Below are 14688 nucleotides of genomic sequence, written 5' to 3' on the forward strand. Positions count from 1 at the left end.
ATCAGTCTTCGGACCCTCGGCCCTGGCGCTCGTTCTTGCCCTGCATGGCCATGATGGTCTGCTGCATGATCGCGCACAGCGTCCAGCGCTCGTCGCGGATCGCGAACACTTCGGCCTTGGTGATGATCAGCGTGCGGCCGGGCTTGATGACTTCGCCGCGCGCCACCAGGCGCTGGCCGTCGGCCGGGGCGACGAGGTTGAGCTTGTACTCCACCGTCAGCACGCTGGTGTCGGCGGGCGTGAGCGTGTTGGCCGCATAGCCGGCGGCGGAATCCGCGATCATGCCGACCACGCCGCCGTGGATGTAGCCGTGCTGCTGGGTGATTTCCGGCTTGTTGGCCAGGTGGATCTCGGTATAGCCCGGCTCGATCACCGCCAGTTGCGCACCGATCAGGGCCATCGCCTGCTGCAGCTCGAAACTCGCCCGCACGCGGGCGGCGTAGCCGGGGTCCTTGGGCTGAAACTGCGGCATTTCCGGGCGCATGGCGGTCTCCTCGGCGGGCGCGTGCTGGGGGGATTCTTGTGTTCCGGCGCGTATTTTCTTTGTTTTTACGTTTACGTCAACGTAATATTAAGCTCGATGGAGCGGCACCGCGGCGCGCCACTCAGTCGGCGTCGACCCGGTCGGTACCGACACCGTCGATGTGCTTCACCAGCTTCGCCCTTGCCGCCGCGGCACCTGCGGCATTGTGGCCGAGCAGGGCGTGGCATTGCTGTTCGAGCATGTCGATCTCGAGCAGCACGGCCTCGATGTCGAGCCGCTGCTGTGCCAGCGCCGCACGGCGCTCCTTCAGCACGTCGAGGAAGAGTTCGAGCTGCGAAGCGGAATTGTGTACGCCGCCGTACATGTCGAGCAGTTCGCGGATCTCGGCGAGCGACAGGCCCAGGCGCTTGCCGCGCAGCGTGAGCTTGAGGCGGGTGCGGTCGGCCTTGGTGTAGATGCGGGCTCGCCCGGCGCGGGCCGGGGCCAGCAGCCCCTGGTCTTCGTAGAAGCGGATCGCACGGGGTGTGATGTCGAATTCGCGTGCGAGCTCGGTGATGGTGTAGGTTTGTTCGTCGCCCATGGGTCGTCCGGGATGGCCGCTGACACCGCATGAGGCGCGGCACAAACAGCAAGATATTGTTTTATAAACCAAAAATTATACAAAACAGCGAGAGTTAAGCAGATTTCGGCAGTTTGAGCAACGCCAGGCCGCCGCAAGCCGCTACAGCACGAGCCCAACAGGAAGACAGACCGATGTCCCCACTGCACTACCCCTTTCCCGACCTCCCTGCCGCCGCCCATGCCACCGAAGTCGCCCCCGGCGTGCACTGGGTGCGGATGCCCCTGCCCTTCGCGCTCGACCACATCAACCTGTGGCTGCTGGACGACGGCGACGAACGCGTGATCGTCGACTGCGGCTACGGCTCCGACGACACGCGCCAGGCCTGGAGCGGCGTGCTCGATGCCGATCCGCGCCCGGTCACGCGCGTCGTCGTCACCCATCACCATCCGGATCACATCGGCCTGGCGACCTGGCTGGCCGCGCGCAATGGCGCCAGCATACACATGACGCTGGGGGAGTATCTCCTCGGCCATGCGATCTGGCACCAGTTGCCGGGATACAACGTGCAGGACATGGTGGCCCAGTTCCGCGCCCACGGCCTCGACGATGCCCCGGCGACGGCTTTGGCAACGCGCGGCAACGCCTACCGCCGCGGCATCCCCGAGCTGCCTTCGCGCTACGAGCGCCTGCGCCACGGCAGCACCCTGCAGATCGACGGCCGGGAATGGCGCGTCGTCGTCGGCTACGGCCACGCTCCCGAGCACGCCAGCCTGTACTGCGCCGAGCTCGGCGTGCTCATCTCCGGCGACATGCTGCTGCCGCGCATTTCGACCAACGTCAGCGTCCATGCTGCAACGCCGCATGATGACGCCCTCGGCTACTTTCTCGACTCGATTCAGGAACTTTGCAACTTGCCCGATGACACGCTCGTGCTACCATCGCACGGCAGGCCTTTCAAGGGTATCCGGTCAAGAGTGGAGCAACTCGTCGCCCACCACCGCGAGCGCTGCGCAGCATTGCGGGCCGAATGCCGCAGCGCACGAACGGCGGGCGAAGTGCTGGCGACGCTGTTTCCGCGCGAGTTGGACACCCATCAGGTCATGTTCGCCATGGGGGAGGCCATTGCCCACCTCAACTACCTGGAGGAGCGGGGAGAGCTCCGCCGGGAAGTCGGCGCGGACGGCCTGATCCGTTTCATCGACAGCAAACAATGAAGAAACCAGCCGGAGAGACATTCCGGTCGCCAACCAGGAGTTCAAACTAAGATGGCTGCACCTTCCACCGAAACCCCTCGCGCCGAATTGCCCGATCCGCAGGAGGTCGCCAAGACCTACGCCGACGTTGCCCGCCGTGCCTCGCACCTGATCAGCGATCACGTGAATCGCCAGTTGAAGAAGGGCATCACCGCCCCCGCCGACGAACTGGGCATCGCCCAGGCCTTCATGGACATGATGGCCAAGCTGCTGTCGAACCCGTACAAGCTCGCCCAGGCCCAGATGAACCTGGTGTGGGACTACTTCTCGCTGTGGCAGCACTCGATGATGCGCTTCGCCGGCCTCAACGCCTCGCCGATCGCCGCCCCCGAGAAGACCGACAAGCGCTTCAAGGACGAGGAATGGGAGCAGCACTTCCTGTTCGACTTCATCAAGCAGTCCTACCTGATCGCCGCCCGCCACATCCATGACACCGTGTGCTGCGTCGACGGCCTGGACGAGCAGACCCAAAAGAAGGTCAACTTCTATACCCGCCAGTACATCGACGCGCTGTCGCCGTCGAACTTCGCCGTCACCAACCCCGAAGTCTTCCGCGAAACCGTCAAGAGCGGCGGCCAGAACCTGCTGAAGGGCCTGAACAACCTGCTGCGCGACGTCGAGGACGGCGGCGGCCAGCTGCGCGTCAAGATGACCGACACCACGGCCTTCGAGCTGGGCAAGAACGTCGCCACGACGCCGGGCAAGGTCGTGTTCCAGACCGACATGATGCAGCTGGTCCAGTACACGCCGAGCACCGACAAGGTGCTGAAGAAGCCGCTGCTGATCGTGCCGCCCTGGATCAACAAGTTCTACATCCTCGACCTGCGCGAGAAGAATTCCTACATCAAGTGGTGTGTCGACCAGGGCCACACCGTGTTCGTCATCTCGTGGGTGAACCCGGACGAACGCCATGTGGACAAGCTGTTCGATTCCTACCTGCTCGAAGGCACGCTCGCCGCGCTCGACGCCATCGAGCAGCAGACCGGCGAGAAGTCGGTCAACGCCGCCGGCTACTGCCTGGGCGGCACCCTGCTCGCCACCACGCTGGCCTACCTGGCCGCCAAGAAGCAGTCCAGCCGGATCTCGGCCGCGACCTTCTTCACCACGATGACCGACTTCTCCGATCCGGGCGAACTCGGCGTCTTCATCGACGAAGGCCAAATCTCCAGCCTCGAGAAGAAGATGTTCGAGCGCGGCTACCTGGAAGGCTCGGAAATGGCCGGCACCTTCAACATGCTGCGCGCCAACGACCTGATCTGGTCCTTCGTGGTCAACAACTACCTGCTCGGCAAGGATCCGTTCCCGTTCGACCTGCTGTACTGGAACTCGGACTCCACCCGCATGCCGGCCAAGATGCACAGCTTCTACCTGCGCAAGCTGTACATGGAAAACCGCCTCGTCGAGCCGGGCGGCATCAACGTCGACGGCGTGCCGATCGACCTCGGCAAGATCAAGACGCCGTGCTACTTCATCTCGACCATCGAAGACCACATCGCGCCGTGGAAGAGCACCTACATGGGTGCGCGCAACTTCGGCGGTCCGGTCCGCTTCGTGCTGGGCGGCTCGGGCCACATCGCCGGCATCGTCAATCCGCCGGCGGCCAACAAGTACGGCTACTGGATCAACCCGGCCGCCAAGCTGCCCGGCAGCGCCGACGACTGGCTGGCCGGTGCGCAGCAGCACCCGGGTTCGTGGTGGACCGACTGGCAGGCGTGGCTGACCGCCATGGACAGCGAGCAGGCCGATCCGCGCGACCCGGCCAAGGGCAAGCTGAAGGTGCTGGAAGACGCCCCGGGCTCCTTCGTCAAGATGCGCATCGACGCCACGCAAGCGGCCTGATCGCGGCGAAGCGGCCGGAAACGAGCGGGGAGGGGCGACCCTCCCCGTTTTTCGTTGCCGCCCCCCCATGCCTTCCATGCCCCCCCGGCTCGTCCTCGACACCAACACCATCCTCGCGCTGTGGATGTTTCGCGATCCCCGCCTCGCTTCGCTGCGTGACTGGATCGAAGGCGGCGCCTGCACGCTCGTGTCGCGCGAGGACGCGCTGACCGAGTTGCGGCACGTGCTCGCCTATTCCCAGTTCAGGCTCGGCGAGGATGCGCAGCATGCGCTGCTGGCGGACTATCGCAGCCGGGTCGAGATCCTGCCGGAGACGGCCGCGGGCGAAGCGCGCGCGCTCCCCGTCTGCCGCGACGGCGACGACCAGAAATTCCTCGAAATCGCCTTCGACGCCGGCGCCAGCCACCTGCTGACGCGCGACAAGCTGCTGCTGCGGGCCGGACGGCACCGCCTGCTGAGCGGCCGCTACCGGGTGACGACGCCCGAGCGCTTCAGCGCCGAAACGCTCGCCCCGGCAGCGCCGCCGGAGCGTTAGCCGGTCGCCAGGCCGGCCAGGCGACGGCGCAGCGCGATCAGGTAGCGCAGCCCGGCGACCGCCCGGCTGCCGTACCACGACACCATCTCGCCGTCGATCAGCGTCGCGGGGCGCTTGCCGAGCGCCTCGACTTCCGCCAGATGGCTGTCGTTGAAGTGGTAGGGCTCGGACGACAGGAAGACCCGCGCAGCCTGCTCCGCCAGCGCCCACTCGAACTCCGGATAGCGTTTCTGCGCCTTCTCCGGCAAGCTGCGCCAGCCGACCGTCTCGAGCATCGCCGCGATGTAGGTGTCGCGCGCCACCGTCATCCACGGCTGCCGCCAGATCAGGTACAGCACCGCCTCGTCGGCCAGGCCTGCACGCAGCGCGGCGGCATCGTCCAGCGCGGACTGCAGTGCCGTGCACAGCCTTGCCGCCTCGGCGTCGCGATCGAACATGCCGCCGAACAGGCGGTAGAGCTGGAGGTTGTCGGCCGGCGTGCACGGATGCGTGACGATCACATGCGGCACGAATGCCGCCAGCTCATCGACCGTTTCCCTGCGGTTCTCGTCGATATTGACGATCAGGTGCGTCGGCGCGAGCGCCTTCAGCACGTCGAGCTTCACGTCCTTGGTGCCGCCGACCTTGGGCACCGCGCGCAAGGCTTCGCGGGGATGGATGCAGAAGCCGGTGCGGCCCACCAGCCGCTCGCCCAGGCCCAGGTCGAAGATCAGCTCCGTCAGCGACGGCACCAGCGAGACGATGCGGGCATCGGGCCCCGCCGGCGGGTGCGCCCGGCCGAGGGCATCGACGTTCGCTTGGCGAGTAGCCACCCCTGCCCCGCCTAGATCAGCGACGGTCCCGACACGATCGCGGCCGCATCCTTTTCGGTGATGCGGACCGTCGCGGTCATCAGCACGTGGGCGATCAGCCAGTCGCGCAGGCGCTCGGCACCGTCGCCGTCGCCGTCGAGGCTGGTGAAGGAGCAGCCGACCTGCGCCGACGCCGCGAGGAAGTTCACGACCACGGCGCGGCCGCGGATTTCGTCCGGCACGCCTTCGCGTTGCAGCACGAAATCGAAAACCTCGCCACTGGCGGGCGGCGTTGCCGACGGATACGAGAAACCGTCGGCGGACAGATCGTTGAGCGGGATGCGCACCCCGTCCATCACCACCCAGAAGCAGGGCTCGCCCCGGCGCCGGGCGACGAAGCGCTGGCAGCCCCGGCGCTCGGCCGGAGCCTCGTCGCCCCGGGGCGGCACCGGTGCGGCGCGCGTCTCGCTCATTTCCCGCCGCGCTCCTTGCGGATCCGCTCGACCAGTTGGTCGACGACCTGCAGCGCACCGTCGTGGCTGCCCGCCATCGAGGCCGAGGTCAGGAAGCGGCCATCGACGGCCACCGTCGGCACGCCCTGGATCTTCATCGCGCGCGCGAGCTGGTCGGCGCGCTGCAGCTTGGAATTGACGCCGAAGGACTTGTAGGCCTCCATGAACTTGGCCGGATCGGCCACCTTGCCGTCGATCCACTCGCGCACGCCGTCCTCGGTATGCAGCGGCCGGCGCTCGTCCTGGACCGCGACGAACACCTTTTCATGCAGCGTCTTCAGGTCGCCCGAGGCTTCGGCGGCGTAGAACAGCCGCGCCAGCGCGGCGAGCTGCGGGTTGTTCCAGATCGCCGGCACGTGGCGGAAGCTGACGTCCGCCGGCAGCTTCCTGCTCCAGGCCGCGACCAGCGGATCGAAGTCGCGGCAGTGCGGGCAGCCGTAGTGGAAGAACTCGATGATCTCGATCTTCGACGGATCGTCGGTCGGCTGAGCCGGATTCAGGACCACGAACGGATCCTTGGCCCAGGCGAGATTGGCGAGCGGCAGGGCTGCGGACACGGCGGCAAGCTGCTTCAGGACATCACGACGGTTCATTCAGGCTCACTCCAGGTTCGATAACGGCCTTCAGACGCCGGCAACGCTTTCGCGTTCCCGGCGATCCGGAAAGTATCGGGCATCACGGTGCACTGCGGCTCACCGAGGCATTGAAGCCGGCTTCGGCCAGCCGCGCGCGGGTCGGGTTCATGTCCTCGGGCCGCGAGAACGGGCCGATGCGCACCCGATGCACGACCCGGCCGTCGGCCAATTGCGCGCGCTGGGCGCTGGCTTCGATGCCGGCCAGCGCCAGGCGCGCCTTCAGGTTGTCGGCCTCGCCCGGGTTCTCGAACGCACCCACCTGCAGGTACAGGCGCTCGGCCGGCTTCACCGACACTTCCTGCACCGGCGCCGGCGCCTGCTGCGCAGGCACGTTCACCACCGGCGGCCGCTGCGGGCGCGCCGGCGGCTCGGCCGGGGCGGGCACGTTGTCGCCGTCGGGCAGGATCTTGTAGAACTCGAAATCCTGCTTCGCCACCGGGCGGTCGCCCGGCTTGCCGGGCAGTGCGGCCGGCGCCTGGCGCTCGCTGGGCGGCATGCGCGAAGCCGTCGGAGCCGACTGGAAGGGATTGGCGCGGGTGAAATACCAGGCCGCACCGGCGGCGATCAGCGCGCCGAACACCAGGCCGATGAAGATGCCGATCAGGGTGCTGCCGCCGCTGCGCGACGGTGCGCGCGCAGGCTTGCGGGCAGATTTGCGATCACGACTCACGAAACTCTCCGAAACTCACATCGATTCCGGCGCCGACACGCCGAGCAGCGCGAGGCCGCTGGCCAGCACCTGGCGCACCGCCCCGGCAAGCGCCAGGCGGGCGAGCTTGAGCGCCTCGTCCTCGACCAGCATGCGTTCGGCGTTGTACCAGCCGTGGAAATCGGCGGCGAGATCCTTCAGATAAAAAGCCACCTGATGCGGCGCATGGTCGGCGGCGGCGTTCTGCACCAGTTCGGGGAAAGCCGCCAGGCGCGCGCACAGCGCCAGCTCGCGTTCGTGCTGCAGCAGGCCGAGGTCGGCACCTGCCAGCTCGGACGCTTCGCCGCCCCATTGGTTCAGCACCGAGCACACGCGGGCGTGGGCGTACTGCACGTAATAGACCGGGTTCTCGTTGCTCTGGCTCTTGGCCAGGTCGAGGTCGAAGTCCAGATGCTGGTCCGACTTGCGCAGCACGTAGAAGAAGCGGCAGGCGTCGTTGCCGACTTCCTGGCGCAGCTCGCGCAAGGTGACGAACTCGCCCGAGCGGGTCGACATCGAGGTCTTCTGGCCGTTGCGGTACAGCACCGCGAACTGCACCAGCGCGACTTCCAGCTTTTCCGGCGGCAGGCCGAGCGCGGCGATGGCGCCCTTCACGCGCGGGATGTAGCCGTGATGGTCGGCGCCCCAGATGTCGATGATGCGGTCGAAGCCGCGCTCGTACTTGTTGAGGTGGTAGGCGATGTCGGAAGCGAAATAGGTGTACAGCCCGTTCTCGCGCTGCACGACGCGGTCCTTCTCGTCGCCGAAGGCGCTGGAGCGGAACCACTTGGCGCCGTCCTGGACGTAGATGTGGCCCTGCTTCTCGAGCTGCTCGACGGCGCGCTCGACCAGGCCGGTGTCGAACAGGCTCTGCTCGGAGAACCACTTGTCGAAACGCACGCCGAACTCGCCGAGGTCGTCGCGGCCGTCGCCGAGCTGTTCGTTCAGGGCGAAGCCATGCACCCAGGCGTAGTCGTCGCCGAGCAGGCGCTTGGCGTTGGCGATCAGCGCGTCGAGGTGCTCCTCGCGCTGCTGCTTGGCGTCGTCGTCGTTACGCTCGGCGGGCGGCAGGCCCGGCGTGCCGGCCAGCACCTGTGCGGCGCTCACGCGGGCAAAACGGTCCTGATGGGCATCGCGCATGTCGCGGCCCATTCCGGTGACGTAGTCGCCCTGGTAGGCATTGGGCGGAAAGGCGATCTCGATGCCGAACAGCGCCAGGTAGCGCAGCCAGGTCGACAGCGCCAGGATGTCCATCTGGCGGCCGGCGTCATTGACGTAGTACTCGCGCGTGACGTCGAAGCCGGCGAAGGCCAGCACGTCCGACAGCGAGGCGCCGTAGGCCGCGCCGCGGCCGTGGCCGACGTGCAGCGGCCCGGTCGGGTTGGCGGAGACGAACTCCACCTGCACCTTCACGCCCTTGGCCGCGCCGCGGCCGAAGTCCGCGCCCCTGGCCAGCACCTCGGCGACGACCGCGGTCTTGGCATCGGCGGCGAGTGAAGTTGATGAAGCCCGCGCCCGCCACTTCGGACTTGGCCACCAGCTTCGACGCCGGCAGTTCGGCCAGCAGCAGCGCCGCCAGATCGCGCGGGTTGCGCTTCAGCGGCTTGGCGAGCTGCAGCGCGAGATTGGTGGCGAAGTCGCCGTGGTTCGCCTGTTTCGGGCGCTCCAGCAGGATGGGGGTGTCGGCGTGATCCGGTGCCACGCTCTTCAGCGCGGTTTTCAGCAGGTCGGTCAGCAGGATTTTGGGGTCGGCGCTCATGGCACTCGGCTGGAAATCTAAACCTTGGATTATAGCGGATCGCCCTCCACGCTCCGCGGCAGGCATGTGAGCGCGAATTACAAGACGCCGGAAGCATGATTCGCCACTATCGCAACAATGTTGCGGATAAGGCGCAGTCCCCATAGAATCCGGCCATGCTCCCCGCCTCGGCCGTTCCACCCCACATCCGCCGCGCCGCCGCACCACCGCGCAGTGCCGCTTCGTGGGCATGCGCGGGCAGCGTCATGGCCCGGCTGACATGGGCACTGGCATTGGCGCTGGCCCTGCTTGCGGTGCAAGGCGAGGCCCGGATCCACCTCGTCGGCCATGCCGGAGAACTGCTGCAAGGCGGGAACGCCGACAGCATGCCCGACGCATCCGGCGAGGCCGAAAGCGACGGCGGGCACGTCGCCGGCGCCTGCCTCGAATGCCTGGCGCTGAGCGGCATCGACATGCCGCTGGGCAGCTCTTCTCCCGCCCGCACCCATCACGCCGCGATGCTGCGGCCACCGGAAGCCGCAGCACTCCCCGTCCCCGACGCCTCCCCGCTCCGGCCGCGCTGCCGCGCCCCGCCGACATCGTCCCCGTCCGACCTGCTGGCTTGAACCGCCACTCCGCTTGAACGCCCGCCGCGCCTGCATACCGCCGGGCCGCGGCATTTCCACTGCCGGCACCGCCGGCCGGTGGGGTTCGCTGCCGCCCGCCGGCCCCCTCCGGCGCCGGCGCACGCCCCGCCCGGACCACAAGGGAACTCCGATGTCCACCACGCTTCATCCCAAGCCCCGCTCCGCTTTCCCCGCCCGCCGCCCCCTCGCCGCCGGCCTGCTGCTCGCCTTCGCCCAGGCGCCGGTCTTCGCCGACGAGGCGCGCGACGGCAGCACCACGCTCGCACCGGTCACCGTCTCCGCCAGCGCGCTCGCGCTCGGCACCGACGCCATGAGCACGCCGGCCAGCGTGCTCGCAGGCGACGCCCTCGTGCTGCGCCGCGGCGCCACGCTGGGCGACACCCTCGCCGGCGAACCCGGCATCGCCGCCAGCCACTTCGGCGCCGGCGCCAGCCGGCCGATCATCCGCGGCATGGACGGCCCGCGCGTCAAGGTGCTGTCCGACGGCGCCGAGATCATGGATGCCTCCAGCATCAGCCCCGACCATGCCGTCGCGCTGGAGCCGATGCTGAGCCGCCAGATCGAGGTGTTGCGCGGCCCGTCGGCGCTCGCCTACGGCGGTGGCGCCATCGGCGGCGTGGTCAATGTGCTCGACGACCGGGTGCCGACCGCGGTGCCGGAAAAAGGCGTCGAAGGCAGCATCGAGCTGCGCGCCGGCAGCGCTGCCCGCGAGGGCGCCGGCGCCTTCGCGATCACCGCCGGATCGGGCAACATCGCCGTCCACGCCGAGGGCCTGAAGCGCAACGCCAACGAATACCGCGTTGGCGACGGCTGGCACGACGGCCGCCGCGTCGACGGCAGCTACAACACCACCGACAGCGGCAGCCTGGGCCTGTCCTGGGTCGGCGAGCGCGGCTACCTCGGCGTCGCCTGGAGCCGCCAGCGCAACGAATACGGCCTGCCCGGCCACAGCCACGAATACGAGGACTGCCACCCGCACGGCGACCACCTGCATTGCGGCGGACACGGGCACGGCCACGACGACGATGACCATGGACATGACCACGACCATGAGCACGCGCACGGCATTCCCTACGTCGAGCTCGACAGCAAGCGCTGGGACCTGCGCGGCGAGCTGTTCGACCCGCTGCCCGGCTTCACGCGGCTGCGGCTGCGCGCCGCGCACACCGACTACGTGCATGACGAGATCGAGAAGGAAGACGGCGAGCGCCACGTCTCGACCCGCTTCCGCAGCAAGGCGCACGACGGCCGCCTCGAGCTCGAACACGCGCCGCTCGCCGGCTGGCGCGGCGTCGTCGGCCTGCAGACCTCGCGCCGCGACTTCAGCGCCAATGGCGAAGAAGCCTATGTCCCGCCGACGCTGACGAAGAAGCACGCCGTCTTCCTGGTCGAGGAATACGCACTCGGCGACTGGCGCTTCGAAGCCGGCCTGCGCCACGAATGGCAGGACATCGACGTCGACTCGGCCCAGCGCGACCGCAGCCACCGCGGCAATTCGCTGTCGCTCGGCGCAGTGTGGAACTTCGCCCCGCAGTACGCGCTGGGCCTGTCGCTGTCGCGCACCCAGCGGCTGCCGAGCGCCGAGGAGCTCTACGCCAACGGCATCCACCTGGCGACCAATACCTGGGAAGTGGGCAACCCCGACCTGAAGGCGGAGACGTCGCGCAACATCGACCTGTCGCTGCGCAAGACCGAAGGCGCCACCACCTTCTCGGTCGGTATCTTCCACAACCGGGTCAAGGACTACATCTACGCCAACACCCTGGACGTGCACGAAGGCTTCCAGTTGATCGAGTACGCCCAGCGCGACGCCCGCTTCACCGGCATCGAAGGCCAGCTTCGCCAGCAGTTGAACCCGATCTTCGGCGCCACCGTGTTCGGCGACCATGTCCGCGCCCGCCTCGACAGCGGCGGCAACCGCGACCTGCCGCGCATTCCCGCCCACCGCATCGGCCTGCGGCTGGACGCCGACTGGAACGCCTGGAGCGGCGAAGCCGAGATCTACCGCGTCGGCCGCCAGAACAAGGTCGCCGAGTTCGAGAGCGAAACCGCCGGCTACACGATGCTGAACCTCGGCGCCAGCTACCGCGGCAAATACGAAGGCATGCCCTGGCTGCTCTACGTCAAGGCCAACAACCTGACCGACAAGCTCGCCTACAACCACAGCTCCTTCATCAAGCACGTCGCGCCGCTGATGGGGCGCAACGTCACGGTCGGCGTCAAGCTGGACTTCTGACCGCCGCACGGCCCGCCGCTCACGGGCGGCGGGTGACCGTCTTCCTCCGCCGCCCGCGCCGCTCAGGTGCCCAGCCAGGCCCTGAGATTCATCGCCATGTGCATCGCCCACAGCACGGCGAGCGCCAGGCCCGGCAAGGTGCCATCGACCGTCTCCAGCACACCGATGCTGATGAGCAGGCACACGAAGCCGCCGCCCGCGAACGCGGCAGAGATGGCCAGCAGGCCGAGGGCGAAGAGCGGGAACGCCTGGCGCTCGACCCGTCCGCCGCTGCTCACCGACAACACCCAGCGCCAGAGCAGGAAGTGCCCGAGCCTGACGACCGCGTCGGGGTCGCCGCCGCACTCGTCGAGCGCACGATCCATCCGCGAGCAAGTCACGACGTCCTTCAGGCGGTACCGCCCGAAATCGAGATAGGTCCGGCGGCGCCAGCGCCCTTCCCATGCCATCTCCTCCGTGACGGTCCTCACCGCCCCCCGGAAAACCACCCTGAAATAGGGGGGCCGCTGCTTGCCTGCCATCGTCGCCGCTTCCTTGACATCCGCGCCCGTCGCGGCGCTGCCGTGATCACGCATTATGCATATGCGGCCGAACTATACTTCCGGTCGACGGAAAAACATATACCTTCAGACGGCACCGTGATTGCTAGCGTTGCGTTCATGCAACCCTACCTCGAACGCGATGCCTTCAGCACCCGCCTGCGGGAAGCCCTCGCGCGCGTCGCGCCCGATGCCGCACGGCCGACGGCATTGGCCCGGGAATTCAACCGCCGCTACGCCGGAGAGCCGGTGACGCTGCATGCCACCCGCAAGTGGTTGAGCGGCGATGCCATCCCGGCCCAGGACAAGCTGCGCGTACTGGCCGACTGGCTCGGCGTCAGCGCCGAATGGCTGCGCTTCGGCGCGGGAAACGCGGCTTTCGCCGCCAGGGAAGCGGAAGCCGTGTTCGACTACCAGTTGATGCGCGACATCGCCGCGCTCAGCGACGCCCATCAGCAGGTCGTCAGGGATCTGGTCAAGTCGCTGCACCTGGCGGAAACCCGCTAGAACACGGCCGTCGCGCGCCTGCGCTGCACCCGCGCCCATCCCCACCCGTTCCCCGCCCGGCGCTTTCCGGCTAAAGTCCGGCCTTTGCCGCCGTTTCCCCTCCCGCCGTGCGCCTCTTCCGCCTCATCAAGATCGTTTCCGTCAGCCTGCGCTTCGGCCTCGACCGCCTGATCCTCGACGCCGACAGCAGCGGCCGGCTGGCTCGCGTCTGGCAGGCCGTGTTCTTCTGGCGCAGCTTTGCCGAACCGCGCGGCGTGCGGCTGCGCCAGGCGCTGGAGTCGCTCGGGCCGATCTTCGTCAAGTTCGGCCAGATGCTGTCCACCCGCCGCGACCTGCTGCCGCCCGACCTCGCCGACGAACTGGCGCTGCTGCAGGACCGCGTGCCGCCGATCCCGATCGAGCAGGCGCTCGGCGTGCTGGAAGGCTTCTACGGCCGGCCGATCGACGAGGTGTTCCGCAACTTCGAGCGCACGCCGGTGGCGTCGGCCTCGGTGGCGCAGGTGCATTTCGCCTGCCTGCCGGACGGCACCGAAGTGGCGGTCAAGGTGCTGCGGCCGGGCATCGACCGCGTCATCGCCCACGACCTCGCCCTGCTCGAAGCGGCGGCGATGCTGCTGGAAAAGATCTGGCCGGAAGGCCGGCGGCTGAAGCCGCGCGAAGTCGTGGCCGAGTTCGACAAGCACCTGCACGACGAGCTCGACCTGATGCGCGAAGCGGCCAACTGCTCGCAGCTGCGGCGCAACTTCAAGGACTCCTCGCTGCTGCTGGTGCCGGAAGTGCACTGGGACTGGTGCGGCAGTCGGGTCATGGTGATGGAGCGGATGCACGGCGTGCCGATCTCGCAGACGCCGGCGCTGATCGCCCAGGGCAACGACCTGAAGGCGCTGTCGCGCGCCGGCGTCGAGATCTTCTTCACCCAGGTGTTCCGCGACGGCTTCTTCCATGCCGACATGCACCCGGGCAACATCTTCGTGCACCGGGACGGCCGCTACATCGCGCTCGACTTCGGCATCATGGGCACGCTCAACGAGGTGGACAAGAACTACCTCGCGCAGAACTTCCTGGCCTTCTTCAAGCGCGACTACCGGCGCGTGGCGCTGGCCCACATCGAAGCCGGCTGGGTGCCGGCGAAAACCCGGGTGGATGAGTTCGAGGCGGCGATCCGCACCGTCTGCGAACCGATCTTCGACAAGCCGCTGAAGGACATCTCCTTCGGCAAGACCCTGCTGCGCCTGTTCCAGACCGCGCGCCGCTTCGAGATGGAAGTGCAGCCGCAACTGGTGCTGCTGCAGAAGACCCTGCTCAACATCGAAGGCCTGGGCCGCCAGCTCGACCCGGAGCTGGACCTGTGGAAGACCGCCAAGCCCTTCCTCGAACGCTGGATGGACGAGCGCATGGGCTGGCGCGCCCTGGTGCACGGCGTCAAGGAAGAAGCGCCCGCCTGGGCCGGCGCGCTGCCGCAGCTGCCGCGCCTGATCCACCAGAACCTGAGCGAAGCCGGCAGGCAGCAGGCCGCCCAGCAGCAGCGCCTCGACCAGCTCGCCGCCGGCCAGCGCCTGCAGGGCCGCATGCTGGCCGTGATCGGCGCACTGGCCGCGGCTCTGCTCGGCCTGGAGCTGTACCGCCTGTTCGGCTGAACGAATCCCCCTCGCCCCCGTCCAATTTCGCAAAGCGGCCTGCCAGAACAATCCAGCGGCGCCCGCGCCAAAGCGGGACGGGAGG

14 protein-coding genes and 1 pseudogene are annotated in these 14688 nt (G+C 68.1%); 7 read left to right on the plus strand and 8 right to left on the minus strand.

What is annotated here, in order from left to right; translation table 11 throughout:
• Nucleotide 1: 1 nt before the first annotated feature.
• Together AAFL97_RS18775 and AAFL97_RS18780 are read right to left on the minus strand one after the other, a co-directional pair.
• Nucleotides 2-484: a PaaI family thioesterase gene (locus AAFL97_RS18775; RefSeq protein ID WP_341646207.1), complete on the minus strand. Its 483-nt coding sequence runs from the start codon at nt 482-484 to the stop codon at nt 2-4.
• A gap of 121 nt (nt 485-605) precedes the next feature.
• Nucleotides 606-1064, minus strand: a complete 459-nt coding sequence (locus AAFL97_RS18780) for a MerR family transcriptional regulator (protein WP_341646208.1) — start codon at nt 1062-1064, stop codon at nt 606-608.
• 173 nt (nt 1065-1237) lie between these two features.
• On the opposite strand from AAFL97_RS18780, the gene AAFL97_RS18785 reads away from it, so the two are divergent.
• The 3 genes from AAFL97_RS18785 to AAFL97_RS18795 all read left to right on the plus strand — a co-directional run bounded on the left by AAFL97_RS18785 (nt 1238) and on the right by AAFL97_RS18795 (nt 4673).
• Nucleotides 1238-2260, plus strand: coding sequence for an MBL fold metallo-hydrolase (locus tag AAFL97_RS18785; RefSeq protein ID WP_341646209.1), 1023 nt, complete (start codon nt 1238-1240; stop codon nt 2258-2260).
• Between the two features lie 51 nt (nt 2261-2311).
• The gene (gene phaC, locus AAFL97_RS18790) at nt 2312-4138 is read left to right on the plus strand and encodes a class I poly(R)-hydroxyalkanoic acid synthase (RefSeq protein WP_341646210.1); all 1827 of its coding nucleotides are present in this window, start codon (nt 2312-2314) and stop codon (nt 4136-4138) included.
• Nucleotides 4139-4214: 76 nt separating this feature from the next.
• Nucleotides 4215-4673, plus strand: a complete 459-nt coding sequence (locus AAFL97_RS18795) for a putative toxin-antitoxin system toxin component, PIN family (protein WP_341646211.1) — start codon at nt 4215-4217, stop codon at nt 4671-4673.
• Here the strand turns inward: AAFL97_RS18795 and AAFL97_RS18800 are convergent.
• The 5 genes and pseudogenes from AAFL97_RS18800 to argS all read right to left on the minus strand — a co-directional run bounded on the left by AAFL97_RS18800 (nt 4670) and on the right by argS (nt 9058).
• The gene (locus AAFL97_RS18800) at nt 4670-5485 is read right to left on the minus strand and encodes a helical backbone metal receptor (RefSeq protein ID WP_341646212.1); all 816 of its coding nucleotides are present in this window, start codon (nt 5483-5485) and stop codon (nt 4670-4672) included. The genes AAFL97_RS18795 and AAFL97_RS18800 overlap by 4 nt on opposite strands.
• 11 nt (nt 5486-5496) lie before the next feature.
• On the minus strand, nt 5497-5937 hold the full coding sequence (locus tag AAFL97_RS18805; RefSeq protein ID WP_341646213.1) for a PilZ domain-containing protein: 441 nt from the start codon (nt 5935-5937) through the stop codon (nt 5497-5499).
• Nucleotides 5934-6569, minus strand: a complete 636-nt coding sequence (locus AAFL97_RS18810) for a thiol:disulfide interchange protein DsbA/DsbL (RefSeq protein WP_263460616.1) — start codon at nt 6567-6569, stop codon at nt 5934-5936. The genes AAFL97_RS18805 and AAFL97_RS18810 overlap by 4 nt, the downstream gene beginning before the upstream one ends.
• 82 nt (nt 6570-6651) lie before the next feature.
• Nucleotides 6652-7281: an SPOR domain-containing protein gene (locus tag AAFL97_RS18815; protein ID WP_068636267.1), complete on the minus strand. Its 630-nt coding sequence runs from the start codon at nt 7279-7281 to the stop codon at nt 6652-6654.
• A 15-nt stretch (nt 7282-7296) separates the two neighbouring features.
• Nucleotides 7297-9058: pseudogene (gene argS / locus AAFL97_RS18820) on the minus strand (arginine--tRNA ligase).
• 155 nt (nt 9059-9213) lie between these two features.
• Between argS and AAFL97_RS18825 the strand changes: the two are divergent.
• Both AAFL97_RS18825 and AAFL97_RS18830 read left to right on the plus strand, forming a co-directional pair.
• The gene (locus AAFL97_RS18825) at nt 9214-9663 is read left to right on the plus strand and encodes a hypothetical protein (protein ID WP_341646214.1); all 450 of its coding nucleotides are present in this window, start codon (nt 9214-9216) and stop codon (nt 9661-9663) included.
• A gap of 151 nt (nt 9664-9814) precedes the next feature.
• The gene (locus AAFL97_RS18830; RefSeq protein ID WP_341646215.1) at nt 9815-11920 is read left to right on the plus strand and encodes a TonB-dependent receptor domain-containing protein; all 2106 of its coding nucleotides are present in this window, start codon (nt 9815-9817) and stop codon (nt 11918-11920) included.
• Nucleotides 11921-11982: 62 nt separating this feature from the next.
• On the opposite strand, the gene AAFL97_RS18835 is transcribed toward AAFL97_RS18830, so the two are convergent.
• A complete protein-coding gene (locus AAFL97_RS18835) occupies nt 11983-12495 on the minus strand; it encodes a hypothetical protein (protein ID WP_341646216.1) in 513 nt (170 codons plus the stop codon).
• A gap of 84 nt (nt 12496-12579) precedes the next feature.
• Here AAFL97_RS18835 and AAFL97_RS18840 point away from each other — a divergent pair, with 84 nt between their 5' ends.
• Nucleotides 12580-12966 (plus strand): hypothetical protein, encoded by a 387-nt coding sequence (locus AAFL97_RS18840; RefSeq protein ID WP_341646217.1) that lies wholly within the window; start codon nt 12580-12582, stop codon nt 12964-12966.
• Between the two features lie 107 nt (nt 12967-13073).
• Nucleotides 13074-14603 (plus strand): ubiquinone biosynthesis regulatory protein kinase UbiB, encoded by a 1530-nt coding sequence (ubiB, locus tag AAFL97_RS18845; RefSeq protein ID WP_341646218.1) that lies wholly within the window; start codon nt 13074-13076, stop codon nt 14601-14603.
• The last annotated feature ends 85 nt before the right edge of the window (nt 14604-14688 follow it).

This window comes from Thauera sp. SDU_THAU2, assembly GCF_038260575.1.
Lineage (GTDB): Bacteria > Pseudomonadota > Gammaproteobacteria > Burkholderiales > Rhodocyclaceae > Thauera.

Coding starts and splice junctions, on each gene's coding strand:
- AAFL97_RS18775 (WP_341646207.1), bottom strand. CDS start 484: ATGCGCCCGGAAATGCCGCAGTTTCAGCCCAAGGACCCCGGCTACGCC.
- AAFL97_RS18780 (WP_341646208.1), bottom strand. CDS start 1,064: ATGGGCGACGAACAAACCTACACCATCACCGAGCTCGCACGCGAATTC.
- AAFL97_RS18785 (WP_341646209.1), top strand. CDS start 1,238: ATGTCCCCACTGCACTACCCCTTTCCCGACCTCCCTGCCGCCGCCCAT.
- phaC (WP_341646210.1), top strand. CDS start 2,312: ATGGCTGCACCTTCCACCGAAACCCCTCGCGCCGAATTGCCCGATCCG.
- AAFL97_RS18795 (WP_341646211.1), top strand. CDS start 4,215: ATGCCCCCCCGGCTCGTCCTCGACACCAACACCATCCTCGCGCTGTGG.
- AAFL97_RS18805 (WP_341646213.1), bottom strand. CDS start 5,937: ATGAGCGAGACGCGCGCCGCACCGGTGCCGCCCCGGGGCGACGAGGCT.
- AAFL97_RS18810 (WP_263460616.1), bottom strand. CDS start 6,569: ATGAACCGTCGTGATGTCCTGAAGCAGCTTGCCGCCGTGTCCGCAGCC.
- AAFL97_RS18825 (WP_341646214.1), top strand. CDS start 9,214: ATGCTCCCCGCCTCGGCCGTTCCACCCCACATCCGCCGCGCCGCCGCA.
- AAFL97_RS18830 (WP_341646215.1), top strand. CDS start 9,815: ATGTCCACCACGCTTCATCCCAAGCCCCGCTCCGCTTTCCCCGCCCGC.
- AAFL97_RS18835 (WP_341646216.1), bottom strand. CDS start 12,495: ATGCGTGATCACGGCAGCGCCGCGACGGGCGCGGATGTCAAGGAAGCG.
- AAFL97_RS18840 (WP_341646217.1), top strand. CDS start 12,580: ATGCAACCCTACCTCGAACGCGATGCCTTCAGCACCCGCCTGCGGGAA.